The organism is Vibrio hepatarius, from assembly GCF_011806575.1.
In the GTDB taxonomy this organism is placed as follows: Bacteria; Pseudomonadota; Gammaproteobacteria; order Enterobacterales; family Vibrionaceae; genus Vibrio; species Vibrio hepatarius_A.
Genome location: NZ_JAATOO010000023.1, coordinates 59,488 through 82,253 on the forward strand (window position 1 = coordinate 59,488; position 22,766 = coordinate 82,253).

The 22,766-nt window shown below is 46.9% G+C and carries 18 protein-coding genes and 3 tRNA genes; 14 read left to right on the plus strand and 7 right to left on the minus strand.

Features of this window, described 5'->3' with window-relative positions:
- The first annotated feature begins 81 nt into the window (after window positions 1-81).
- The 4 genes from hemB to HCZ42_RS22195 all read left to right on the plus strand — a co-directional run bounded on the left by hemB (window position 82) and on the right by HCZ42_RS22195 (window position 5,294).
- On the plus strand, window positions 82-1,128 hold the full coding sequence (gene hemB, locus HCZ42_RS16875) for a porphobilinogen synthase (RefSeq protein WP_167421949.1): 1,047 nt from the start codon (window positions 82-84) through the stop codon (window positions 1,126-1,128).
- A gap of 86 nt (window positions 1,129-1,214) precedes the next feature.
- Entirely contained in the window at window positions 1,215-1,658 is a 444-nt protein-coding gene (locus tag HCZ42_RS16880) for a GNAT family N-acetyltransferase (RefSeq protein WP_167421950.1), read from the plus strand.
- A gap of 605 nt (window positions 1,659-2,263) precedes the next feature.
- Window positions 2,264-5,053 carry a DNA polymerase I gene (gene polA / locus HCZ42_RS16885; protein ID WP_167421951.1) on the plus strand — a complete coding sequence of 930 codons (2,790 nt, stop codon included), beginning with the start codon at window positions 2,264-2,266 and terminating at the stop codon, window positions 5,051-5,053.
- A 193-nt stretch (window positions 5,054-5,246) separates the two neighbouring features.
- Window positions 5,247-5,294, plus strand: a complete 48-nt coding sequence (locus HCZ42_RS22195) for a hypothetical protein (protein ID WP_438356636.1) — start codon at window positions 5,247-5,249, stop codon at window positions 5,292-5,294.
- Window positions 5,295-5,770: 476 nt separating this feature from the next.
- Here the strand turns inward: HCZ42_RS22195 and yihA are convergent, their stop codons facing one another.
- Window positions 5,771-6,436: a ribosome biogenesis GTP-binding protein YihA/YsxC gene (yihA, locus tag HCZ42_RS16890; protein WP_167421952.1), complete on the minus strand. Its 666-nt coding sequence runs from the start codon at window positions 6,434-6,436 to the stop codon at window positions 5,771-5,773.
- Between the two features lie 148 nt (window positions 6,437-6,584).
- Between yihA and HCZ42_RS16895 the strand changes: the two genes are divergently transcribed.
- The 5 genes from HCZ42_RS16895 to hemN all read left to right on the plus strand — a co-directional run bounded on the left by HCZ42_RS16895 (window position 6,585) and on the right by hemN (window position 11,289).
- A complete protein-coding gene (locus HCZ42_RS16895; protein ID WP_053411003.1) occupies window positions 6,585-7,202 on the plus strand; it encodes a c-type cytochrome in 618 nt (205 codons plus the stop codon).
- Window positions 7,203-8,030: 828 nt separating this feature from the next.
- The gene (locus HCZ42_RS16900) at window positions 8,031-8,669 is read left to right on the plus strand and encodes a class I SAM-dependent methyltransferase (RefSeq protein WP_167421953.1); all 639 of its coding nucleotides are present in this window, start codon (window positions 8,031-8,033) and stop codon (window positions 8,667-8,669) included.
- Window positions 8,669-9,229, plus strand: a complete 561-nt coding sequence (yihI, locus tag HCZ42_RS16905) for a Der GTPase-activating protein YihI (RefSeq protein ID WP_167421954.1) — start codon at window positions 8,669-8,671, stop codon at window positions 9,227-9,229. Before HCZ42_RS16900 ends, yihI begins: the two co-directional genes overlap by 1 nt.
- 9 nt (window positions 9,230-9,238) lie before the next feature.
- Entirely contained in the window at window positions 9,239-9,727 is a 489-nt protein-coding gene (locus HCZ42_RS16910) for a DUF2489 domain-containing protein (RefSeq protein WP_167421955.1), read from the plus strand.
- Window positions 9,728-9,900: 173 nt separating this feature from the next.
- Window positions 9,901-11,289, plus strand: coding sequence for an oxygen-independent coproporphyrinogen III oxidase (gene hemN, locus HCZ42_RS16915; protein ID WP_167421956.1), 1,389 nt, complete (start codon window positions 9,901-9,903; stop codon window positions 11,287-11,289).
- Window positions 11,290-11,344: 55 nt separating this feature from the next.
- Here the strand turns inward: hemN and ilvY are convergent, their stop codons facing one another.
- Window positions 11,345-12,235 (minus strand): HTH-type transcriptional activator IlvY, encoded by an 891-nt coding sequence (ilvY, locus tag HCZ42_RS16920; RefSeq protein WP_167421957.1) that lies wholly within the window; start codon window positions 12,233-12,235, stop codon window positions 11,345-11,347.
- A gap of 145 nt (window positions 12,236-12,380) precedes the next feature.
- On the opposite strand from ilvY, the gene ilvC reads away from it, so the two are divergent.
- Entirely contained in the window at window positions 12,381-13,865 is a 1,485-nt protein-coding gene (ilvC, locus tag HCZ42_RS16925) for a ketol-acid reductoisomerase (RefSeq protein ID WP_167421958.1), read from the plus strand.
- A gap of 282 nt (window positions 13,866-14,147) precedes the next feature.
- Here the strand turns inward: ilvC and ubiK are convergent, their stop codons facing one another.
- The 4 genes from ubiK to HCZ42_RS16945 all read right to left on the minus strand — a co-directional run bounded on the left by ubiK (window position 14,148) and on the right by HCZ42_RS16945 (window position 19,385).
- Window positions 14,148-14,399, minus strand: a complete 252-nt coding sequence (ubiK, locus tag HCZ42_RS16930) for a ubiquinone biosynthesis accessory factor UbiK (RefSeq protein ID WP_014230445.1) — start codon at window positions 14,397-14,399, stop codon at window positions 14,148-14,150.
- Between the two features lie 146 nt (window positions 14,400-14,545).
- The gene (locus HCZ42_RS16935) at window positions 14,546-17,668 is read right to left on the minus strand and encodes a multidrug efflux RND transporter permease subunit (RefSeq protein WP_167421959.1); all 3,123 of its coding nucleotides are present in this window, start codon (window positions 17,666-17,668) and stop codon (window positions 14,546-14,548) included.
- Window positions 17,669-17,679: 11 nt separating this feature from the next.
- Window positions 17,680-18,786 (minus strand): efflux RND transporter periplasmic adaptor subunit, encoded by a 1,107-nt coding sequence (locus HCZ42_RS16940; RefSeq protein ID WP_167421960.1) that lies wholly within the window; start codon window positions 18,784-18,786, stop codon window positions 17,680-17,682.
- Between the two features lie 17 nt (window positions 18,787-18,803).
- On the minus strand, window positions 18,804-19,385 hold the full coding sequence (locus HCZ42_RS16945) for a TetR/AcrR family transcriptional regulator (RefSeq protein ID WP_167421961.1): 582 nt from the start codon (window positions 19,383-19,385) through the stop codon (window positions 18,804-18,806).
- A gap of 195 nt (window positions 19,386-19,580) precedes the next feature.
- On the opposite strand from HCZ42_RS16945, the gene rep reads away from it, so the two are divergent.
- Window positions 19,581-21,599, plus strand: a complete 2,019-nt coding sequence (gene rep / locus HCZ42_RS16950) for a DNA helicase Rep (RefSeq protein WP_167421962.1) — start codon at window positions 19,581-19,583, stop codon at window positions 21,597-21,599.
- 54 nt (window positions 21,600-21,653) lie between these two features.
- Here the strand turns inward: rep and HCZ42_RS16955 are convergent, their stop codons facing one another.
- Window positions 21,654-22,067, minus strand: a complete 414-nt coding sequence (locus HCZ42_RS16955) for a c-type cytochrome (protein WP_167421966.1) — start codon at window positions 22,065-22,067, stop codon at window positions 21,654-21,656.
- A 290-nt stretch (window positions 22,068-22,357) separates the two neighbouring features.
- Here HCZ42_RS16955 and HCZ42_RS16960 point away from each other — a divergent pair.
- From HCZ42_RS16960 to HCZ42_RS16970, 3 genes are all read left to right on the plus strand, one after another.
- Window positions 22,358-22,434: transfer RNA gene (locus HCZ42_RS16960), tRNA-Arg, on the plus strand.
- A gap of 33 nt (window positions 22,435-22,467) precedes the next feature.
- Window positions 22,468-22,543, plus strand: a tRNA-His gene (locus HCZ42_RS16965).
- A 147-nt stretch (window positions 22,544-22,690) separates the two neighbouring features.
- Window positions 22,691-22,764: transfer RNA gene (locus tag HCZ42_RS16970), tRNA-Pro, on the plus strand.
- Window positions 22,765-22,766: the final 2 nt, after the last annotated feature.

The following is a 22,766-nucleotide window of genomic DNA, read 5'->3' on the forward strand; positions in this document are numbered from 1 at the left end:
CTGGTGTCAAAAGTGTGGAGTGATATTATGCAGCTCATGCAGTTTCACAACTTAGCACTTTCACCACACAAGGAGAACAGAGTGTCAGTTTCGATTCAAGGTCAATTCCCAGGCCGTCGTATGCGTCGTATGCGTAAACATGACTTTAGTCGCCGTCTAATGGCAGAGAACCAGTTGTCGGTAAGCGATCTTATTTACCCAATGTTCATCCTGATGGGTAAAGATCGTCGTGAAACCGTTGAATCTATGCCTGGTATCGAACGTTTGTCTATCGACTTGATGTTAGAAGAAGCGCAGTACCTTGCTCAGTTGGGCGTACCAGCGATCGCTCTGTTCCCGGTCGTCAACCAAGATGCGAAGAGCTTGTGTGCCGCTGAAGCGTACAACCCTGAAGGTTTGGTGCAACGCGCGGTGCGTTCTTTGAAAGAGCACGTGCCAGAGATCGGTGTGATTACCGACGTTGCGCTTGATCCATTTACCACACATGGTCAAGACGGCATCATCGATGAAGATGGTTATGTACTGAATGATGAGACTACTAAGGTACTTATCAAACAGGCGCTGTCTCACGCAGCAGCGGGTGCAGATGTGGTTGCACCATCTGACATGATGGATGGCCGTATTGGCGCGGTTCGTGAAGCGCTAGAGCAAGCGGGTCACATCAATACGCAGATTATGGCGTACTCTGCGAAATACGCATCTTGTTACTACGGACCTTTCCGCGATGCCGTCGGCTCGTCAAGTAACCTTAAAGGCGGCAACAAGAAGAACTACCAGATGGACCCTGCCAACACTGATGAAGCCATTCATGAAGTGGCAATGGACATCAACGAAGGTGCTGACATGGTTATGGTTAAGCCGGGCATGCCATACTTAGATGTGGTTCGTCGTGTGAAGTCTGAGCTGAGCGTTCCAACGTTTGCGTATCAGGTGTCTGGTGAATATGCGATGCACAAAGCGGCATTCCAAAACGGTTGGTTGAAAGAGCGCGAAACGGTGATGGAATCACTGCTGTGCTTCAAACGTGCAGGCGCGGACGGTATCTTAACCTACTTTGCGAAAGACGTCGCAGAGTGGTTAGCCGAAGAAAATGCACAAGCATCTCAGTACCTCAAAGGCGAAAAATGACGAAGTTTGCGAGCGGTAAATCGCTCGCAGATGGACGTTAACAAAGGCCAGCATTTGCTGGCCTTTATTATTTTAGGGAGACAGTCATGAGCATGGTTTATCGACAGGGTACACTGCAAGAGTGTGTCGAGGCGGTGGAGCAAATCAGTGAGTTTGTCAGCAAAGAAACGGTTGAGTCGTTGTCAGAGCGGCTAGATGGTAAACGCTATCTGATTCTCGTCGCACAGGAAGGGCAACATATTCTTGGCTTTAAGATTGGTTATGAACTGGATAGTGAAACCTTTTATAGCTGGTTTGGTGGCGTCACACCTCGGGCAAGAAACAAAGGCGTTGCTCAAGCGCTTTTGGACCAGCAAGAACATTGGGTACGCGAACAAGGCTACCGTCAGCTTAAAGTGAAGTCTCGCAATCAATTTCCGGCGATGCTGAGGCTACTATTAAGAAATGGCTATATGATTGAAAAATTTGAAGAAAAACAAAAATTGATTGAATCTCGCCTCCATTTTGTAAAGCCAATAACCGTGTCATAGAAAATAAATGAGACTTTTTCTCATTTAATGCTTGCAGTTATAAATGAGAATGGTTATTATTTATCTCGTCTTAGGGAATGAGAGAAGTTCACAAGGACGTAGAGTTACCAGATTCTAATTGGAGACGGTGATGACACTGAACTTAAACGAACTTGCACGAGTTCTTTTTGACACGACATTGCTCACATTGCTTCCAGTGTAATTTATAGCTTTCTGGCAAAGCCGACACTCATTTGAACAAGCTTTGACCTGTTTTTGCTAGGCGACATCGAAAGGTGTCGCTTTTTTTATGCCTCAAGATCAGCGCTGAATAAAAGGACACCAATAGTCTTTTCCACAATTGAAGATCGTTAATGGATCGATCTTTAGATGATCGATCTGTGTTTTAATTGTTTAATAACAATGCCTTATCTTGTTTTATCTGTTGTTGGCACTCAGGTTTATAGGCAGTGGATAAATAATATAAACAGAGTTATCCACAGGTGGTGGCTAAGTGTGGGTAAACAATCGACAAATGTGTGAGTTGGATTCATTGAGTTAAAATGGATTCACTCTCGCAGTCATGGCATCCTAGGCAGATCTTTATTTTAGGATGCTAAAAGACTATGGCTCGTATTCCAGACAATCCATTGATTTTAATTGATGGCTCTTCTTATCTATACCGTGCATTTCACGCTTATCCAGGCACCATGAGCAATGGTGATATCCCAACAAACGCCGTTTACGGTGTGGTAAACATGCTGCGTAGCATGATGCGCCAGTTCAACAGCGAGCGTATCGCGGTTGTATTTGACGCAAAGGGAAAAACGTTCCGTGATGAGATGTACGCAGAATACAAAGCCAATCGTCCACCTATGCCAGACGACCTGCGTTGTCAGATTGAACCGCTACACGATGTGATCCGTGCGATGGGACTACCGTTGATTTGTGTCCCGGGCGTCGAAGCCGATGACGTAATCGGTACTCTCGCGCATCAAGCATCGAAGCAGGGTATGCCAGTACTTATTAGTACCGGTGATAAAGATATGGCGCAGTTGGTGGATGACAATATCACCCTGATCAACACCATGACGAACGTGGTGATGGATCGCGAAGGTGTGATTGAAAAATTTGGTATTCCACCTGAATTGATCATCGATTATCTCGCGCTGATGGGTGATAAAGTCGATAACATTCCTGGCGTACCTGGTGTGGGTGATAAAACCGCAACGGCATTACTTCAAGGTATCGGCGGTTTAGACAAGCTGTATGAAAACCTTGATGATATTGCACCGCTTGGTTTCCGTGGTTCAAAAACCATGGCGAAGAAGCTGGTGGATAACAAAGACAACGCGATGCTGTCTTATGAGTTAGCGACGATCAAACTCGACGTTGAACTCGAAGAAACGCCAGACTCGCTGATCAAAACCACGCCAAATAAAGATGAACTGATTAAGCTGTACGGCCAACTGGTATTCAAATCATGGTTGAATGAACTGCTCGACGGCGGTACAGGCGTAGTGGAAGCGGTAGAAAAATCAGGCGCGAGCGTGTCTTCTTCTAATCTTGCCCCTGAACTGGAAACACCAGCGGTTACCATCGACCGCAGCCAATACGAAACGATTCTGGACGAAGAGACGTTCAACGCTTGGTTTGAAAAGCTAAAAGCAGCGGAGGTGTTTGCGTTTGATACGGAGACCGACAGCCTTGACTACATGGTCGCAAACCTCGTTGGTTTGTCGTTCGCGACTGAAGAAGGTGTGGCGGCTTATGTACCTGTTGCCCACGATTACTTAGACGCGCCAAAACAACTTGACCGCGATTGGGTACTGGCGCAGCTAAAACCAATTTTAGAAGACGGCAGCCAAGCGAAAGTCGGCCAGAACCTTAAGTACGATGCTAGCGTGTTAGCGCGCTACGATATCGAGCTGAAAGGGATTAAATACGACACCATGTTGGCGTCTTACGTCTACAACAGTGTCGGCGGTAAACACGATATGGATAGCTTGGCGCTGCGCTTCCTTCAGCACAGTTGCATCTCGTTTGAGCAAATTGCTGGCAAGGGCAAAAAGCAGCTGACTTTCAACCAAATCGAGCTGGAACAAGCGTCACCGTATGCAGCGGAAGATGCAGACGTAACTCTGCGTCTACACAACCGCTTGATCGCCAACATTGAAAGCGATGACAAACTTAAAGCGATTTACGAACAGATTGAAGTCCCGCTGGTGCCTGTGTTATCTCGCATCGAACGTACCGGTGTTCTGATTGATGACATGAAGCTCTCTGCACAATCACAAGAAATTGCCCAGCGCTTGGATGAGCTAGAACAGAAAGCGTATGAAGTGGCAGAGCAAGAGTTCAATATGAACTCGCCAAAACAGCTACAAGCGATCTTGTTCGAGAAAATGGGATTACCAGTTGTTAAGAAAACCCCTTCAGGCACGCCATCGACGAATGAAGAAGTACTGCAAGAGCTTGCGCTGGATTACCCACTACCAAAACTGATCTTGGAATATCGTGGTCTGGCGAAACTGAAGTCGACTTACACCGATAAGCTGCCGAAGATGATTAACCCTGAAACGGGCCGAGTACATACTTCTTACCATCAGGCGGTGACCGCGACGGGTCGTCTATCTTCAACCGATCCAAACTTGCAGAACATTCCAATCCGTAATGAAGAAGGTCGTCGTATCCGTCAGGCGTTTATCGCGCCACACGGCTACAAGATCATGGCGGTCGACTACTCGCAGATTGAGCTACGCATTATGGCGCACTTATCGGGTGACAAAGCGTTACTTGAGGCGTTCCAGCAGGGTAAAGATATCCACGCGGCGACCGCGGCTGAGATCATTGGCGTCAACATCGAAGAGGTGACCAGCGAGCAACGTCGCCGAGCTAAAGCGGTAAACTTCGGTCTGATCTACGGTATGAGCGCGTTTGGTCTGGCAAAACAGCTCGGCATTCCACGTGGTGAAGCGCAGCAGTACATGGACACTTACTTTGAGCGTTACCCTGGCGTGATGCAGTACATGGAAGACACGCGCAGTGCGGCGTCAGAGCAAGGCTACGTCGAGACGATTTTTGGTCGTCGTTTGCACTTGCCAGAAATTAAGTCTCGTAACGGTATGCGTCGTAAAGCGGCAGAACGCGCGGCGATTAACGCACCGATGCAAGGTACTGCGGCGGACATTATCAAGAAGGCGATGTTACTCGTCGACGAATGGATCCAAAAAGAAGGCGATGGTCGTGTGAAACTATTGATGCAAGTGCACGATGAATTGGTCTTTGAAGTTCAAGAGTCGTCTTTAGCCGAAATTGAAAGTAAAGTACAAGAATTGATGGAATCTGCAGCACAGCTTGAAGTGCCTCTAGTGGCCGAAGCGGGTCACGGTGACAACTGGGATCAAGCGCACTAGACACTATTTGAGCAATTTGGACTGATTTGTATGAGCTGGCGCACAAACGCCAGCTTTTTTTTATCTCTAAATAAGATCTCAGATATCTTGGTAAAATGTAGTTTAATAAAACCTTAATGAAAAAAAACTACAAAAAGAGTTTTCATTTCTGACCAATTGTTGTACATTAAACGGCGTAGGGTACAGAGGTAAGATGTTCTATCTTTCAGACCTTTTGTTTCACGTTATTGGATTAGGCTGATTCAGCCGCCCCAGTCAGCTTTTGACTGGGGCGTTTTTTATTGGGGCAAAGAAAACTTTTACAGCCCGACTAATATCGATTTCACTTTATCTTGATGTTGTTTCCTTTCGCCACGCTTTACGCCATTTCCCTCGTTTTTGTTTGTAACTAAGCATAATTTTGTAATAAAACTCCATTCACACTTTTGTTATTTCAATACGAAAACCAAAGCATAGATCCTGCAATTTGGCTTATGAACTCATAGGTTATCTTTTTATTTATCAGCGCTTTATAGTGGCGTTGTTAATGGTGATGGGAACATTTATGGGATGGGAAAAGGGGATTGCATATCGCGTCAGTTTCGACAATCCTTAGCACACAATAATTATTACTACTATTTCTCTCCCGTTTCCCCGCCAGGATGGTGGGGATTTTTGTATCTGCGCTATATAAAAAAGCCCCACTCGGTGAGTGAGGCTCTTTGATAATCTTAAACGTTATTCTTGCTCTTCGCTTTGCTGCTCTTCTTCAACAAGCTCTTCGACCACTGACTCTGCAAGTGCTGGTGCGAACCACTCGTCGAGTTTGCTACGAAGTACGTCGACACCAATACCTTTCAGTGAAGAGAATGCTGCCACGCTGACGTCACCGCCAAAACCTTTCGCGTCTTGTTTGATTTTCAGTACCTGTGCTTTACGCGCGCCGCTTTTCAGCTTGTCTGCTTTAGTCAGCAACACTTGCACTGGAATGCCGCTATCTACCGCCCAGTAGATCAGTTGTTGGTCGAGATCTTTCATTGGATGACGGATATCCATCAAAACCACGAGTCCTTTCAAACATTGGCGTTTTTGTAGATACTCGCCGAGAGACTTTTGCCACTTTTTCTTCATCTCAAGTGGGACCTGCGCGAAGCCGTACCCTGGCAAATCGACGATGTGGCAGCCGTCGGTGACTTTAAATAAGTTGATTAGCTGAGTTCGACCTGGTGTCTTACTGGTTTTTGCTAAACTTTTCTGGTTCGTCAAGCGGTTAAGAGAGCTCGACTTACCGGCGTTGGAACGTCCTGCGAACGCAACTTCGATACCTTCATCTTCAGGCATGTGACGAATGTCAGGTGCGCTGGTGATGAAATGGGTGTTTTGATAATGAATTTTTACGCTCACTGTTAACTCCATCTCGACTTTGTGTAGTCGATTGATTACTTTTTTGTGAAATTGTGTAAAATAACCGTGCTCGGCATAAGGTCGCCTATTGTACCATGAGTGTTAACGCAGAGTGGTACTGGAAGCTTGATAATTATAATGGAATGTCATGAAGAAATTAGCGCTAATCTTGAGTCTTTTAGCCAGCTGCTCTGTGTGGGCCCAAGGCAGCATTGAAGCTGGTAAAGCAAAATCCCAAACTTGTGTTGCCTGCCATGGTGCTGATGGCAACAGTCAACTCGCAATGTACCCTAAACTTGCAGGTCAGCATGCTAAATATATTGAGAAGCAGCTGAAAGACCTGAAACTGGGTATGACTAGCAACGGTAAGCAAGGTCGTTACGACCCTGTAATGAGTGGTATGGCAATGCCACTGTCTGAGCAAGATATGCAAGATCTTGCTGCTTACTACGCTTCACTACCAATTTCTCCTAATACAACACCTGAAAATGTTGTAGAGAAAGGTAAATCTCTATACACCGCTGGTGATGCTGAGCGTGGCCTAACGGCTTGTATCGCTTGTCATGGCCCACGTGGTAACGGTACAGAGCTATCAGGTTTTCCTAAAATCTCTGGTCAGCACGCCGATTACATCAAAGCTCAGCTAGAAAAATTCCGCGATGAAAAACGTGGTAACGACATGAACGCTATGATGCGTGACGTGGCTAAAAAGCTGACAGATGACGATATCGCTGTACTTTCGAAATACGTTGGTGGCCTACACTAAGCCCTACTTATTCGTTCGAGCACAAGTTGTACTGAAAAAGCCCAGAGTTGTCTCTGGGCTTTTTCATTTGATCGCTGTCACCGTGCAAGTTGGTATCCCATTTCTCTTCTCGCCATCTGCTTTGTGAGAGATCGGCTATTCGTGTTACTGAGATTGGTCGCGACAACTCATTAAGTTATTGAAAAATATATCAGCTAAAATTTGACCTAAAAAAAGTGCCGAATATTTATTCGTGATGATTGCTTGGAAATATAATCGCAGTAAAGTGTTTACATCGGCAGGGGTGCTGATAAGGGAAATAAGACTAGGATGGTCTTAAAGGGATGCAGGCAAGGGATGCTTGTGAAATAAGTAAGGAAAGGGGTAAGCAGGATGCTTACTCGATAGGGATGGTCGACTTGTCTAATGGTTTAGACATTGTAAGGGAACCGGCTAAGGATTAGCCCCAATACAGGAAGTAACACGGAAAGCCAAAATTCACTAGGATGGTGAAAAACGACACCTTTTGCAGGGAAAGCGCGAAAAACAAAAGGATATTTGGTGCACTATACTCGGTGCAACACAGTTTGGCCTTCGGGCATTTAGAAAGCGATGGGAATTTCCTATCGCTTTTTTTATATCTCACTTAACCCGCCTCTGGGTTTACTCCCCATTCTCGCCGCTAAAAGTCAGTGAACTAAAGTCTGAAGTACAAATTTATTTACCTCGTGATCCTGATTCATGCAGGATTCGAGAATATTTTCTTGAATCGATGATTATTTGTACAATAGTGCTCCACTCTCAGGTCAGTTTCTGGTATGTTTCGCATCCCTGTTTGAGGATGGAACAATGCACCACTGCCCACTTTGTCAAAGCTTGGATACTCAACATTACTTTGAAGATAAGCGCCGTGCGTATCTTCAGTGCTTGCAGTGTGAGCTAGTATTCGTCAATCCAGACCAAAGACTGGATGCGACGGAGGAAAAAGCTCACTACGACATGCACGAAAATGATCCAAATGACGAGGGCTATCGACGCTTTTTATCGCGGGTTGCTGACCCCATATTAGAGCGTATTGAGCCTGCATCTCACGGGATAGATTTCGGTTGTGGTCCGGGACCTACGTTATCCATAATGTTGGAAGAGCAGGGCCACACAATGAGTTTGTACGATATCTACTATCATCCTGATAAGAAGGTGTTAGAAAGACAGTACGACTTTATGACGTCCACAGAAGTTATCGAGCATCTTTATGATCCTGATAGCGTGTGGCAACAATGGTTAAATTTGGTTAAGCCAGGTGGCTGGATTGGTCTGATGACCAAACTGGTTATCAATGTCGAAGCGTTTGCCAGTTGGCACTACAAGAATGACCCGACGCACGTGGTGTTCTTTAGCCGAAACACGTTTCAGTACTTGGCGGAGCGGGATCAGCTCGAGCTTGAATTTATTGGTAATGATGTAATTTTACTGAGGAAGCCCCAGTAATGAGCCGTAGTAAGAAAGCAAGATCAGGCGGTAACGGCGACGTAGTCGTTGTTCGTAACCGTACACAGTCAGACGTTGAAGGACGTCTGCGTAAAAGAGAGAAAAAGCGTAAAGGTCTAAAGACAGGTACGCGTAACTCAGAAGAAAAAGCACAGCAGCAGCGCAGCGCAGCTCAAAAACGTGACCCGCGTTTAGGCAGCAAGAAGAAAATTCCTCTCGTTGTTGAAGCAGCGAAGAAGCCAAGCAAGGCTGATCGCCGAGTAAACGCTGAGAAAGAACTTGAGATGCTTGAGAATGACGCGCAGCTAAACGTATTGCTTGACCGTCTAGACAACGGTGAAAGCTTAGGCGCTGGTCTACAGAAATATGTCGACGAGAAGCTTGAGCGAATCGAAGTTCTGATGAAGCAGCTAGGTCTATACGAAGAGCCAGCGGAAGAAGAATTTGAAGAAGAAGTTGTCGTAGAACCAACCGTGAAAAAAGCGAGCAAAAAAGCCGCCACGGATGATGACCTACTATCGCAATTTGAAGACTTGGATCTGAACCAATTTAAAGGATAAGAGCCCGTTATGAATGTAACTGTGTTAGCCATTGCTGGTGGAATCATTATTCTCGGCTTAGCGTCTTATGCAGGTTACCTTCTGCTCCAGCTGAAAAAGCAAAAGGAGTTGCAAGAGCAGCATAAGCAATTAGCGGTCGAAAAACGCAACGCGAACATCTTCGAAAGCGTTCATGTGTTGTGTCTCGCAGGTATTCAAGGTCAATGCGACTTATCAGAGATCAGCATTCGTCTATATAACATCATGGATTATGTCCAAGGTGACGACCGAGTGGATTTCGATAAAGAGTACCCAGCGACAGCTGAACTGTTTCATATTGTCAAAGACATGGCGCGCGGCGAAGACCGCCAACAGCTCGTGAAAAAAGAACGTATGAAACAGACTCTGGAACGTCAAAAGGCAGAATCTCGCCTGCAAGACGCGATCATTGAAGAGCTTACGCAGCTACAAAAAAAAGTTCAGCCTTTAAATAATCAGATCAACATTCAAATGATCTAGCGAAACCCCGATGACTTCCTATGATCAGTAAGTGATCGGGTTATCAATTCCGAGCATTGTTACTCAAAAAGCGAACTGTCTGGCAACGAGCGCCATTTTGCTGTGGCAAAATACGCGGCGATACGTAAGGCTTAGCCGCCAGACAATTATTACAGCCCAAATGGAAAAGCATCATGTCGCAGCAAGTTGTCGCCAGTCAGCAAATAGTGTGGGACCAAGCAGTTCTCGATAAATACAACTACTCAGGCCCACGTTACACCTCGTACCCAACCGCGTTGGAGTTTCACGAGGCGTTTACTATTGCCGATTACGATATGGCGTGCACGGAGTACCCAGAAAGACCACTGTCTCTGTATATCCACATTCCATTCTGCCACAAGCTTTGCTACTACTGTGGCTGTAATAAAGTCATCACTCGTCATGCGCACAAGGCGGATGAGTACTTAGATGTATTGGAGTTGGAGATCCGCACGCGCGCCGCGCTGTTGCACGGTCGTAAAGTGACTCAATTACACTTCGGTGGTGGTACACCCACTTTTTTGAGCAAACAGCAAGTCAGTCGTTTGATGGCGATTCTGCGTGGTGAATTTGCTTTTGAACCAGACTCTGAGATCAGCATTGAAGTCGACCCGCGTGAAATCGAGTTGGATATGCTGGACCATTTGCGCAGCGAAGGCTTTAACCGCCTCAGTATCGGTGTGCAGGATTTCAACAAAGAAGTGCAGAAGCTGGTCAACCGTGAGCAAGATGAAGAGTTCATCTTCGCTATGGTTGCGCGTGCTAAGCAGCTTGGTTTCCGCTCGACAAACCTCGATTTGATTTACGGTCTGCCGAAGCAAACCAAAGAGTCGTTTGCCAAGACATTAAGCCAAGTACTCGAAATGCAGCCGGGCCGTTTGTCGGTATTTAACTACGCCCATATGCCACAACTGTTTGCCGCACAGCGAAAAATCAAAGATGAAGATTTACCTCAAGCGGAAGAGAAAATGGCGATCCTGCAGGACACCATCAGCACGCTAACAGGTGCCGGTTATCAATTTATCGGTATGGACCACTTCGCTAAGCCGGACGATGAACTGGCTGTGGCGCAGCGTAATGGCATTCTGCACCGCAACTTCCAAGGTTACACCACACAAGGTGAGTGTGATTTAGTCGGTTTTGGTGTCTCAGCAATTTCTATGATTGGTAACGCGTACGCACAAAACCAGAAAGAGCTGAAGAAATACTATGCACAGGTTGGTGAACAGCGCCACGCTTTATGGAAAGGTGTGGCACTTGATAGTGATGACTTACTTCGTCGTGAAGTTATCAAACAGCTGATCTGTAACTTCAAGCTGGATAAAACTGCGATTGAAGCCGGTTTTAACGTCGAGTTTAACCACTACTTCAAAGAAGATTTAGGCTTGCTACAAACCTTTATCGATGACCAGTTGGTCGAAGTGGATGAAAAAGAAATCCGCGTGACGTTGCGCGGTCGATTGCTGATCCGCAACATCTGTATGTGTTTCGATAAATACCTGCGTGCCAAAGCGCGTCAGCAACAGTTCTCTCGCGTCATTTAACTGAGCGCCCAATTGAAAAAGCCACCTAGAAAGGTGGCTTTTTGCGTTGTGGGAGTTAAGGAGCAATGTAAGTGGATTGGGCAACTTGCCATAGCGCTTTGACGAGTGGGTTATCAAGCTGAGCACGTTTGCAGCACAGCCCAAGTTTGAACGGACGAATCGACGCGACTTTCAGGCGCTGTATTTTCTCTTTGACCGGACTGTTGTTGATCACTACATCTGGCGCGATACCCACCCCGCAACCAAGCGCCACCATACTGACAATCGCTTCGTGTCCAGACACTTGCGCGTAAATGTTCGGCTTGATTTTCATCTTCTTAAACCAAGTATTCGCGCGTTCGCGTGCGGTGCCAGACTCTGGGACGATAAACGGAATATTGGACCAGTCCGGCTTTTCTTTTTGCAGCTCTTCGGCAAAGTTACTGACGCCAACCGGTGCGATCACTGACAGTGGAATCTCGCTGATGGTTTCGAATTCGATACGGGAAGGCAGTTGTTCGGGTAGGGCGGAGATCGCCACGTCCACGTCGTCAGCCAACACCCGCTCAATCGCGGTGGCTGGGTCGCCGGTCTGTAACTTGAATTCGATAAATGGATGTTGAATGCGGAATTCGGTCAACAACTCGGGTAGATGGCTATAACTTGCAGTGACCGAACAAAACAGGCGAATTTCCCCTTTTAGTTCTTCTTCTATTCCTTTGAGTTGCGCATTGTAGTTCTGCCATTCACCGAGGATTCGCAGCGCTACTGGTAACAGTTTTTTTGCCGCTGGAGTTAATTCGACGCTGCGGTTATCGCGAACAAACAAGCCTTGTCCAGTTTCGGCTTCAAGCTTTTGGATTTGGCGGCTCAGTGCCGATGGACTGATGTGCATCGCTGAGGCCGTTTTAGCAAAGCTCTTACTATCACACAGGTGAATAAATACCTGCAGACTTTTAATGTTCATGAAAGCATCATTTCCTTGTTGCACTTTTTGCAATAACTAATTGTGAATATATCACTTTAAGCAACCTGATGTCTGTTTTAGTATCAGGTCATTCGATAGAGAAATATCGACCAGATGGAAAAATTCTTATAAGGAGAGCCCTGCTATGGCTAACTATTTCAATACCTTAAACCTACGTGAGCAACTAGACCAACTAGGTCGTTGTCGTTTTATGGACCGCAGCGAATTCGCAACAGAAGCCGATTACCTAAAAGGTAAGAAAGTGGTTATCGTAGGTTGTGGCGCGCAAGGTCTTAACCAAGGTTTAAACATGCGTGATTCTGGTCTTGATGTGGCATACGCACTTCGCCAAGCGGCGATCGACGAGCAACGTCAGTCTTACAAGAACGCAAAAGAAAACGGTTTTGAAGTAGGTAGCTACGAGACACTAATCCCTCAAGCAGACCTAGTGGTTAACCTAACCCCAGACAAACAGCACACTAACGTAGTAGAAACCGTAATGCCGCTAATGAAAGAAGGCGCGGCTCTAGGTTACTCTCACGGTTTCAACGTGGTTGAAGAAGGTATGCAGATCCGTAAAGACCTAACGGTAGTGATGGTTGCACCTAAGTGTCCGGGTACGGAAGTACGTGAAGAGTACAAACGTGGTTTCGGTGTACCAACGCTAATCGCGGTTCACCCAGAGAACGATCCAAAAGGTGAAGGTTGGGATATCGCGAAAGCATGGGCTGCAGCAACGGGCGGTCACCGCGCAGGCTGTCTAGAGTCATCTTTCGTAGCAGAAGTTAAATCTGACCTTATGGGTGAGCAAACAATCCTTTGTGGCATGTTACAAGCGGGTTCTATCGTATGTTACGAGAAGATGGTTGCTGAAGGTATCGACCCAGGTTACGCAGGTAAACTACTACAGTACGGTTGGGAAACAGTAACAGAAGCACTGAAGTTTGGTGGCATCACGCATATGATGGATCGCCTATCAAACCCAGCGAAAATCAAAGCCTTTGAGCTTTCTGAAGAGCTAAAAGAGCTGATGCGTCCGCTATACAACAAGCACATGGATGACATCATCGAAGGCGAATTCTCTAGCACTATGATGGCTGACTGGGCGAACGACGACGTGAACCTACTAGGCTGGCGTGAAGAAACAGGCCAAACGGCGTTTGAAAACTACCCAGCGTCAGACGTAGAAATCTCAGAGCAAGAGTACTTTGACAACGGCATCCTAATGATCGCGATGGTGCGTGCAGGTGTTGAGCTAGCGTTCGAAGCAATGACAGCGTCTGGCATCATCGATGAGTCAGCGTACTACGAGTCACTGCATGAGCTACCGCTAATCGCAAACACTATCGCTCGTAAGCGTCTATACGAGATGAACGTAGTAATCTCTGATACAGCAGAATACGGTAACTACCTGTTCGCCAACGTAGCAACACCACTTCTACGCGAGAAGTTCATGCCGAAAGTAGGCACTGACGTTATCGGTAAAGGTCTAGGCGAAACGTCGAACCAAGTAGATAATGCGCGTCTAATCGAAGTGAACGATGCTATCCGTAACCACCCAGTTGAGTACATCGGTGAAGAGCTGCGTGGGTATATGACTGATATGAAGCGCATCGCGGTAGGCGGCTAAATTACTGGCCTTAAGGTTCCATTTCGGTGTCGAAGGTGCTCATTTACTATCGTAAACTCCGCGCCTTCTCCTAGAAATGAAACCTTAATACTGCGTAATTAACTTAACCTAAAGTAACGCAGTAAAAGAACTCCAGGCAGACTGGAGTGATAAATACAAAATAAAACACAACATCTAATTAGAAGGCTTGGTCTCCGTTGACCAAGCCTTTTTGTTTTGTCAGAGCAATAAAAAAGGCTGACATTTTAGTGTCAGCCTTTTGGGTCTGGTCGAAGCCGATGCTTACTTGTCTGCGAGCTTCGCTTCAAGTTCTGCCAGTTTCGCTTCCATTTCAGTTAGCTTTTGGCGAGTGCGCAGTAGCACTTGTGTTTGTACATCAAACTCTTCACGGCTTACCACGTCCAGCTTGTTTAGCTGACCTTGGATTACTTGGCGAACTTTTTGGTCGACGTCTGCGCCCAGCTCTTTTACAGGTGCTGGCATAGAGTCGTGAATTTGTTTAGCGATTTGCTCTAGTTTCTTTGGGTCAAACATGGTGACTAAAACTCCTGTCTCTTTGGCTACATTCTATGTAATTGATACGGGAAAGTCGCTAGTTAGATAACAAAAAATCGAACCAGATACACCTTATACCAGACAATAAAAAAGGCCACCGAAGTGGCCTTTTGCGTTTTTAACTCTTAGCGATTATCAGCGAGTTCGCGTTGTGCGGCTTTTGCCTCATCAACGCGTGCCAACTTTTCCAGGTCTTTGTCCTCGACAAAAACAGGCAGTGGCTTGTGCTTCTCAGCTAAGTAGCTGTAGATCACTGGTAGTACGAATAGGGTAAACAGAGTACCAATCGCTAGACCAGCAACGATTACGATACCGATACTAAAGCGCTGAGCCGCACCCGCACCTGTCGCGTACATCAGTGGTACAAGACCCGCGATCATTGCTGCGGTTGTCATTAGGATAGGACGCAGACGAACTTTCGCCGCTTCCATTACCGCTTCTGTCTTACCTAAGTTATTGTGCAGTTGCTCTTCTTTGGCTACTTCACAGATCAAGATACCGTGCTTGGTAATCAGACCCACCAGTGTGATCAGACCTACCTGTGAGTAGATGTTCATCGACGCAGCACCCCACGCCAGAGCGATCAACGCACCACATACCGCAAGAGGAACCGACACCATGATCACGATTGGGTCTTTCAGAGATTCAAACTGAATCGCCAGAACCAAGAAGATGATCGCCAATGCTAGACCAAACGTCGCGTACAGTGCGCTACCTTCGGTCACGAACTGACGAGCTTCACCCATGTAGTCATGGTTGTAGCCGCTTGGCAGTTTTGTTTCAGCGATGTTCTCGAACCAGTTAATCGCATCACCCATTGCCGTGCCCGGTGCGGGTACTGCACCGATGGTTGCTGAGTTCAGCTGGTTGAAGTGAGGCAGTGAGCGTGGCTCAGCAATCACGTCAATCTTTACTAGGTTGCTCAGTGGAACCGCGTTGCCATCAGCTGCACGCACGTAGTAGTTGTTCATCGACTCTGGGTTTAGGCGCCATTTACGTTCTACCTGAGGGATAACTTCGTACGAACGGCCATTTAGGTCGATACGGTTAACGTAACCATCCGCCATCATAGTACCTAGCGTTACACCGATGTCCTGCATCGTAACGCCGTATGCACCCGCTTTATCTTTGTCGATGTTGATTTTCATCGTCGCCGAGTCGTAGTTCAGGTCTAGGTCTGAGTAGACGAACATCGGGTTAGACTTCACTTCGGTCAATACGTCTGTTGCGATAGCGAACAAGCTTTCAAACGCGTTTGGCGTAGTGAGAACAAACTGAATTGGCAGACCACTACCTGCACCTGGTAGTTCAGGCATTTGGAACGCCGTTACTGCCATTCCTGGTACGTCGGCAACCAATCCACCCACACGGCCTGTTACTTCAGCTTGGCTTGCTTCACGCTCACTCCAAGGAACCATCGAAGCGATACCGAATGCTTGGTTTGAGTTAGGCACACCTGAGAACACCTGAGCGAATTGCACTTCTGGTTGCTCAGAAAGGATGCGGTTTACGTCACTCATAGTGTTCTGGATAAAGTCTAAGTTTGTGTTTGATGGCGCTGTACCCATCAATACCACTACACCTTTATCTTCAGACGGAGCCAGTTCGCTCGGAATGAATTTGAACAGCATTGGTAGGCTGGCAAATACAATCAAAGCAAAACCGATTACCACTGGGCGGTGTTGCATTACTGCACCCAGCATCTTCTCGTAACGACCCGTCATACGGTCTAACACGCTATGCACGGTTTGCTCAAACTTGCTCGGCTCTTGGTGAGCTTTCAGCATTTTTGAACACATCATTGGTGATAAGGTCAGTGCGACGATACCCGATACGAATACCGCACCCGCTAGGGTTAACGCGAACTCTTTAAATAGCGAGCCTGTGATACCACCCATCAGCGCGATCGGCGCGTATACTGCACCCAGCGTCAGTGTCATCGCGATAACCGGTACCGCAATTTCACGTGTACCAATGATGGCCGCACGGAACGGAGATTCTCCGAGTTTGATGTGTCGGTCGACGTTCTCCAGTACAACGATCGCATCGTCCACCACCAGACCGATTGCCAGTACCATCGCCAGTAGCGTCATTAGGTTCCAAGAGAAGCCCATTGACTGCATTACCATCGCTACACCAATCAAAGAGAGTGGGATAGTGACGATCGGGATGATTACCGCGCGGAATGAACCGAGGAACAGCGTAATTACTACCAGTACGATGATCGCTGCTTCAACGATAGTTTTGATAACTTCGCTAATCGATTCGTTGATCGCAATCGTTGAGTCGTACAGCACGTTCATCTTGATCGTGCTTGGCAGGTTACGTTCTAGCTGAGGCAATAAGTCTAGGACGTCTGCGGCGATGTTGATAGGGTTAGCACTTGGTGCCGCGTTGATCGCTGCAACCACTGCTTCCTGGCCGTTCGCACTCGCACGGTACAAGTCGTGGCTCTTCTCGAGCGTCACTTTTGCAATATCGCTTAGACGAGTTACGTTACCGTCGTCAGTGCTCACAACGAGATTTTTCAACTCATCAACGTTCGATACCTGTGTATCGGCGCTGCCGTTGTAAAGCACGAACTCACCGATAGCCTGACCAGTTGCAGACTGGTAGTTGTTGGCACTTAGTACGCCCATTACGTCTGTCGCGGTCAGGTTAAATGCTGCCATTTTCGCCGGGTCTAGCCATACGCGTAGTGCGTATTTCATACCACCGTACAGGTCAACTTTCGATACACCGTTAACGGTAAACAACTGTGGGTTGATTACGCGTTCTAGGTAGTCGGTGATCTGACTTGAAGACAGGTCGTCACTAGTAAAACCAATGTACAGTACCGCGGTTGTCGAACCCGTCGACATGGTTACTGTCGGGTCTTCCGCTTCTTTAGGAAGCTGAGAGCGAACCGAGTTAGTTTTTGCTAGTACGTCTGACAGCGCCGCGTTCGGGTCAGTATTCAACTTCATTTTTACCGTGATAGTTGAACGGCCAAGTACCGATTGAGACGTCATATAGTCGATATTGTCTGCCTGCGCGACGGCTTGTTCCAATGGCTGAGTAATAAAGCCTTGGATAAGGTCGGCACTGGCACCGTAGTAACTGGTCGAAACCGTTACTTCTGTATTCGTCATTTCAGGGTATTCACGGACCTGCATTTTGAAGATTGCTTGTAGACCAAGCAATGCGATCAAAAAGCTGATCGATACCGCTAAAACTGGACGTTTAATGAAAACATCAGTAAAGCGCATGAAGCCTCCGATTACAGCATTGGTGTTTCAGCTGGTGGAGTAGTTGCATTGCTTTCTACTACACGAACTTTTGCGTGGTTACTTAAACGAACCTGACCCGACGTTACAACCACATCACCAGGCTTCACGCCTTCAAGAATGTGTGCGATGTCTTTAGTACGTTCACCCACTTTAACCACTTGCTGTGTTACACGCTGTTCACCATCTTCGTCAGATACGATATAAACGTTGTCACCGTATAGCGTGAAGGTAATGGCGGTTTGTGGAAGAGTGACTTGGTTTTCAAGTTTCGGCAGGATGATGTTCGCACGTGCAAACATACCGCTACGCAGTTTACCGTCGCTGTTCGGGATATCCGCTTGAACTTGAATCAAACCACTTTGTACGTTAACAGCAGGCTCGATCGCTGTGATTGAGCCTTTGAACGCCATCTCTGGGTAAGCATCAACAAAAATGTCGACTTCTTGATCCATATGAATACGAGAGATATCGGTTTGCGGCACCGTGAAACGCAGACGCATCACGCTAGTATCTTCAAGGCGCACGATGTCTGTACCCGCTTGCAGGTACTGACCTAGATAAACGTTACGGATACCAACCACACCAGAGAATGGTGCTTTGATTTCACGGCGGTCAATCGCTGCTTTTAAGCTCTCGATATCGGCGCGAAGAGAGAAGTAGTTCGCTTCAGCGTCATCGTAAGCTTCTTTAGAGATAGAGCCTTTCTTGTACAGACCTTGGTAGCGCTTGTACTTCGCTTCGGCTGCCGGAAGTTTCGCTTCCGCACTCTTTAGGTTGGCTTTTTCGACAGCTGAGTCCAGAAGCACTAATTCTTGACCTTCTTTCACTTGAGTCCCTGACTCGAAGGCGATCTTGTCAATTACGCCACTGGTTTCGTTGGCAACAGTGACACCTTGGTTTGGCTCGATGAAACCAATCGCCTCAATCACAGGCACCCAGTCCACTGCTTTAACTTCGGTGACGGTAACTGGGAACTCAGCTTCTGGACGATTCGCCATATACTCGGCAATCTTCTGTTGTTTGAAAAGATTGAAACCTATCACGCTGCCGAACAGCAGTATCGCGATAAGTAACATAAAGAAGGTCCACTTTTTCATTCTGGTTAGAACTCCAATTAGTGTTGAATGATTGCGTCCCAACTGGCTTCAATCGCAGCTTCTATGGCTGCTTCGTCCAGTTGATAAAATCCCATGGCATGACTGCGAGCGAGCGCAACGGTCGCTTCGAAGCTTAGCCCGGAAAGAATTCGGTTATCGAGTGGTTTAAACACTCCTTGCTCTTTGCCTTGTGTAAATAGTCTCTCTACTTGGTCAAACATTTTCCGCTCTAATTCCAGCGTTGTTCTATTGTTTGCACATGGCAGAGATTCATATTGAACGCGATTATGCAAAGTGTCTACATTTGAACCGGCTAAACGCCAAATATTGAGCCACATTTTTCGGTAACGCGCTTTTAAAGGCATATCGTCGCTCACGCCTGCTTGAACTGCTGTCGCAATGCGCTTCGCTACGTTCAATCTCACTTCGTCTAACAAGTGGTCTTTATCTGTGAAATAACGATAGATGGTCCCCGTTGCAACATCGGCTTCGCTGGCCAGTTTTTGCATCGAAAAGCCTTGAAGTCCCAGTTCTGCGATAAGCCTTTCGGCGGCACAGAGTATCTGCTCTTTCTTATCTAAGGCTGGATTAATAGACATAGTTACACTCTAAGTGAATGAACGTTCATTCATTATAGACTGAAAGCTGCACAGGTGTGCAATAAAAATTTTAGCTATTTTTGAATTTCTTGGGAAGAAGACTAAAGCGTATAGATGACAGGGGAATGATAAACGTGGCAATCGACCCAACTCGCCATTATTATAAGCGCCACCCTTTTTTGCTTAGAGACACGTATGAAGCTGAACCCAAGACAAGATGAAGCCGTTAAATATGTATCGGGACCTTGCCTCGTATTGGCCGGTGCTGGTTCAGGCAAAACACGTGTTATCACCAATAAAATTGCTTATTTAGTTCAGCAGTGTGGCTACAAAGCACGCAACATCGCAGCGGTGACGTTTACCAACAAGGCTGCTCGAGAAATGAAAGAGCGTGTAGGACAGACGCTGGGCAAAAATGAATCCAAAGGTCTGATGGTGTCGACGTTTCACACCCTCGGCCTCAATATCATCAAACGCGAGTACAAAGCGCTGGGATTAAAAGCAGGGTTTTCACTGTTTGATGACCAAGATCAGATGGCGCTGCTGAAAGAGCTGACAGAAAAGCAGCTCGACGGTGATAAAGACCTACTCAAACAACTGTTGAGTACCATCTCTAACTGGAAAAACGACATGCTCTCGCCTGAGCAAGCCAAAGCCGCGGCGAAAGGTGAGCAGCAACAGTTATTTGCCTTCTGCTTTGAGATGTACCAAAAGCAGATGAAAGCGTATAACGCACTTGATTTTGATGATCTGATCCTGATGCCAGTAATGCTCCTGCGTAATAATGAAGAAGTGCGTCAACGCTGGCAAAACCGTATTCGCTACTTGTTGGTGGATGAGTACCAAGATACCAACACCAGCCAATATGAGTTGGTTAAGCTGTTGGTCGGTGAGCGTGGACGTCTAACTGTCGTAGGGGATGACGATCAGTCGATCTATTCATGGCGTGGCGCGAAACCACAGAACTTGGTGCTATTAGGTGAGGATTACCCAAATTTAAGGCTGATAAAGCTCGAGCAGAATTATCGTTCTACCAGTCGAATTCTACGTGCGGCGAACATTCTGATCGCCAATAACCCTCACGTGTACGAGAAATCACTGTTCTCAGAAATTCCGGATGGGGAAAAGCTCAAAGTATTGATGGCGAAAAATGAAGACCATGAAGCGGAGCGCGTGACTGGTGAATTGATTGCCCATAAGTTCCTTAATCGCACCGACTATAAAGATTATGCGATTTTGTACCGTGGTAACCATCAGTCGCGTTTGATTGAAAAGTCACTGATGCAAAACCGTGTGCCTTATAAGCTCTCCGGCGGTACGTCCTTTTTTGCACGCGCTGAAATCAAAGACATCATGGCTTACCTACGTGTGTTGGTGAACCCGGACGATGACAATGCCTTTTTACGTATTGTGAATACTCCGCGTCGTGAGATTGGCCCGGTAACGCTAGAAAAACTAGGCAGTTACGCCAATATGCGTAGCAAAAGCCTGTTTGAAGCCAGTTTTGAAATGGGGCTTGAGCAACACCTGACAGGCCGCGGATTGGAAAACTTACGACGTTTCACCTCTTGGTTGGTGAAGATTGCAGACCAAGCGGAGCGTGGTGATACGGTTGAAGCGGTGCGTTCGTTGGTGCGCGACATTAACTATGAAGATTGGTTGTACGAAACGTCGCCGAGCCCGAAAGCGGCCGAGATGCGAATGAAGAACGTCTCTGACCTTTATTCTTGGATCGTCTCTGATTTAGAAGGGGACAATTACGACCAAGAAGAAAAGACGCTAAAAGAGGTGGTGCAAAGGCTGACGCTGCGAGACATGATGGAGCGTGGTGAAGAAGATGACGATAGCGACGCAGTCCAGTTGATGACGTTGCACGCGTCGAAAGGTTTGGAATTTCCTTACGTCTATTTGATTGGTTCCGAAGAAGGGATCTTGCCGCACCAAACCAGTATTGATGAAGATAATGTCGAAGAAGAGCGACGTCTAATGTACGTAGGGATCACTCGTGCCCAGCGAGAGCTGACGTTCACTATGTGTAAAGAGCGCCGTCAATTTGGTGAACTGATCAAGCCAACCCAAAGTCGTTTTCTTGATGAGCTGCCCTTTGACGATGTCGAATGGGAAGTGAAGAAAAAGCCGCAAAGCCAAGAAGAGCGTATGGCAAAAGGGCAGGCGCACATCGCAAACCTTCGTGCGATGTTCAACAAAAAATAAAAAAGGGCTTGGTGATGTCACCAAGCCCTTCTTGTAATCCGTGTTGTTCTTAGGTTACAGACCAGCGATCATGTGCTCGATAGCGGCAACGATTTCATCGTCTGAACAGTCCATACATGAACCACGAGCTGGCATCGCGTTGAAGCCGTTGATAGCGTGGTCTTTTAGTACGTCTTTACCTTGTGCAATACGAGGACCCCAGTCATCAGCGTTACCTGTTTTAGGCGCGCCACTTACACCAGATGCGTGACAAGCAATACAGAAAGTACCGTATACTGTCGCACCATCGCGTGGGCCTGTTGGTTCAGCTGCAACTGGTTCCGAACCTGCTAGGTATACATCACCGACAGGTTTAATACGTTTTGCAATCGCGTCATGTTCTTCTTGGCTAATATTGGCTGCAAAAGATGCGCTAGAAAAAGTAATTGCAGCGACCAAAGCGGTTAAGATTTTTCGAGACATATCCATTAAACTCACTTTACATTCCTGAAGGTAAGTTCGTGCTTACCTTTTATTAGAGTGTGGCGTTGATGAAACAGGCGATTTCCTGTTAAATCAATGTAAATAATGGGTGATTATATCCTGATAACTTGTTGCAATAAACAGCAAGATACCCCCTTCATATCAGTTATCTAATGGGAAATAGGGGTTTATCACACTTTAATTGCCCAAAAAGGCGCCAAACGATAAAAAAAGTTGAAAAAGTACTAGACGACCTAGTGTGATATACGTATTATTCCACTCCGCCGATAGGGCATGCGCCCGTAGCTCAGTTGGATAGAGCGTTGGCCTCCGGAGCCAAAGGTCGAAGGTTCGAATCCTTTCGGGCGTACCATTCCCCGGAGGATAAGTCGGTAAAATTTCAGTGGTGGCTATAGCTCAGTTGGTAGAGCCCCGGATTGTGATTCCGGTTGTCGCGAGTTCAAGTCTCGTTAGCCACCCCATTATTCTGGTAGCTTTGCTTCCAATCTTGATGAAAGTCGAGATAAAACAAAATCGGTGAATACTACGTTTGGTAGAGCATCGAGGTCTTGGATTAGCGGGACCAGGGGGTGACCCTCAGGTAAAGCTAGTAAAAGACTAAATATCGTCGGTGAATAGCGCAGCTTGGTAGCGCATCTGGTTTGGGACCAGAGGGTCGGGGGTTCGAATCCCTCTTCACCGACC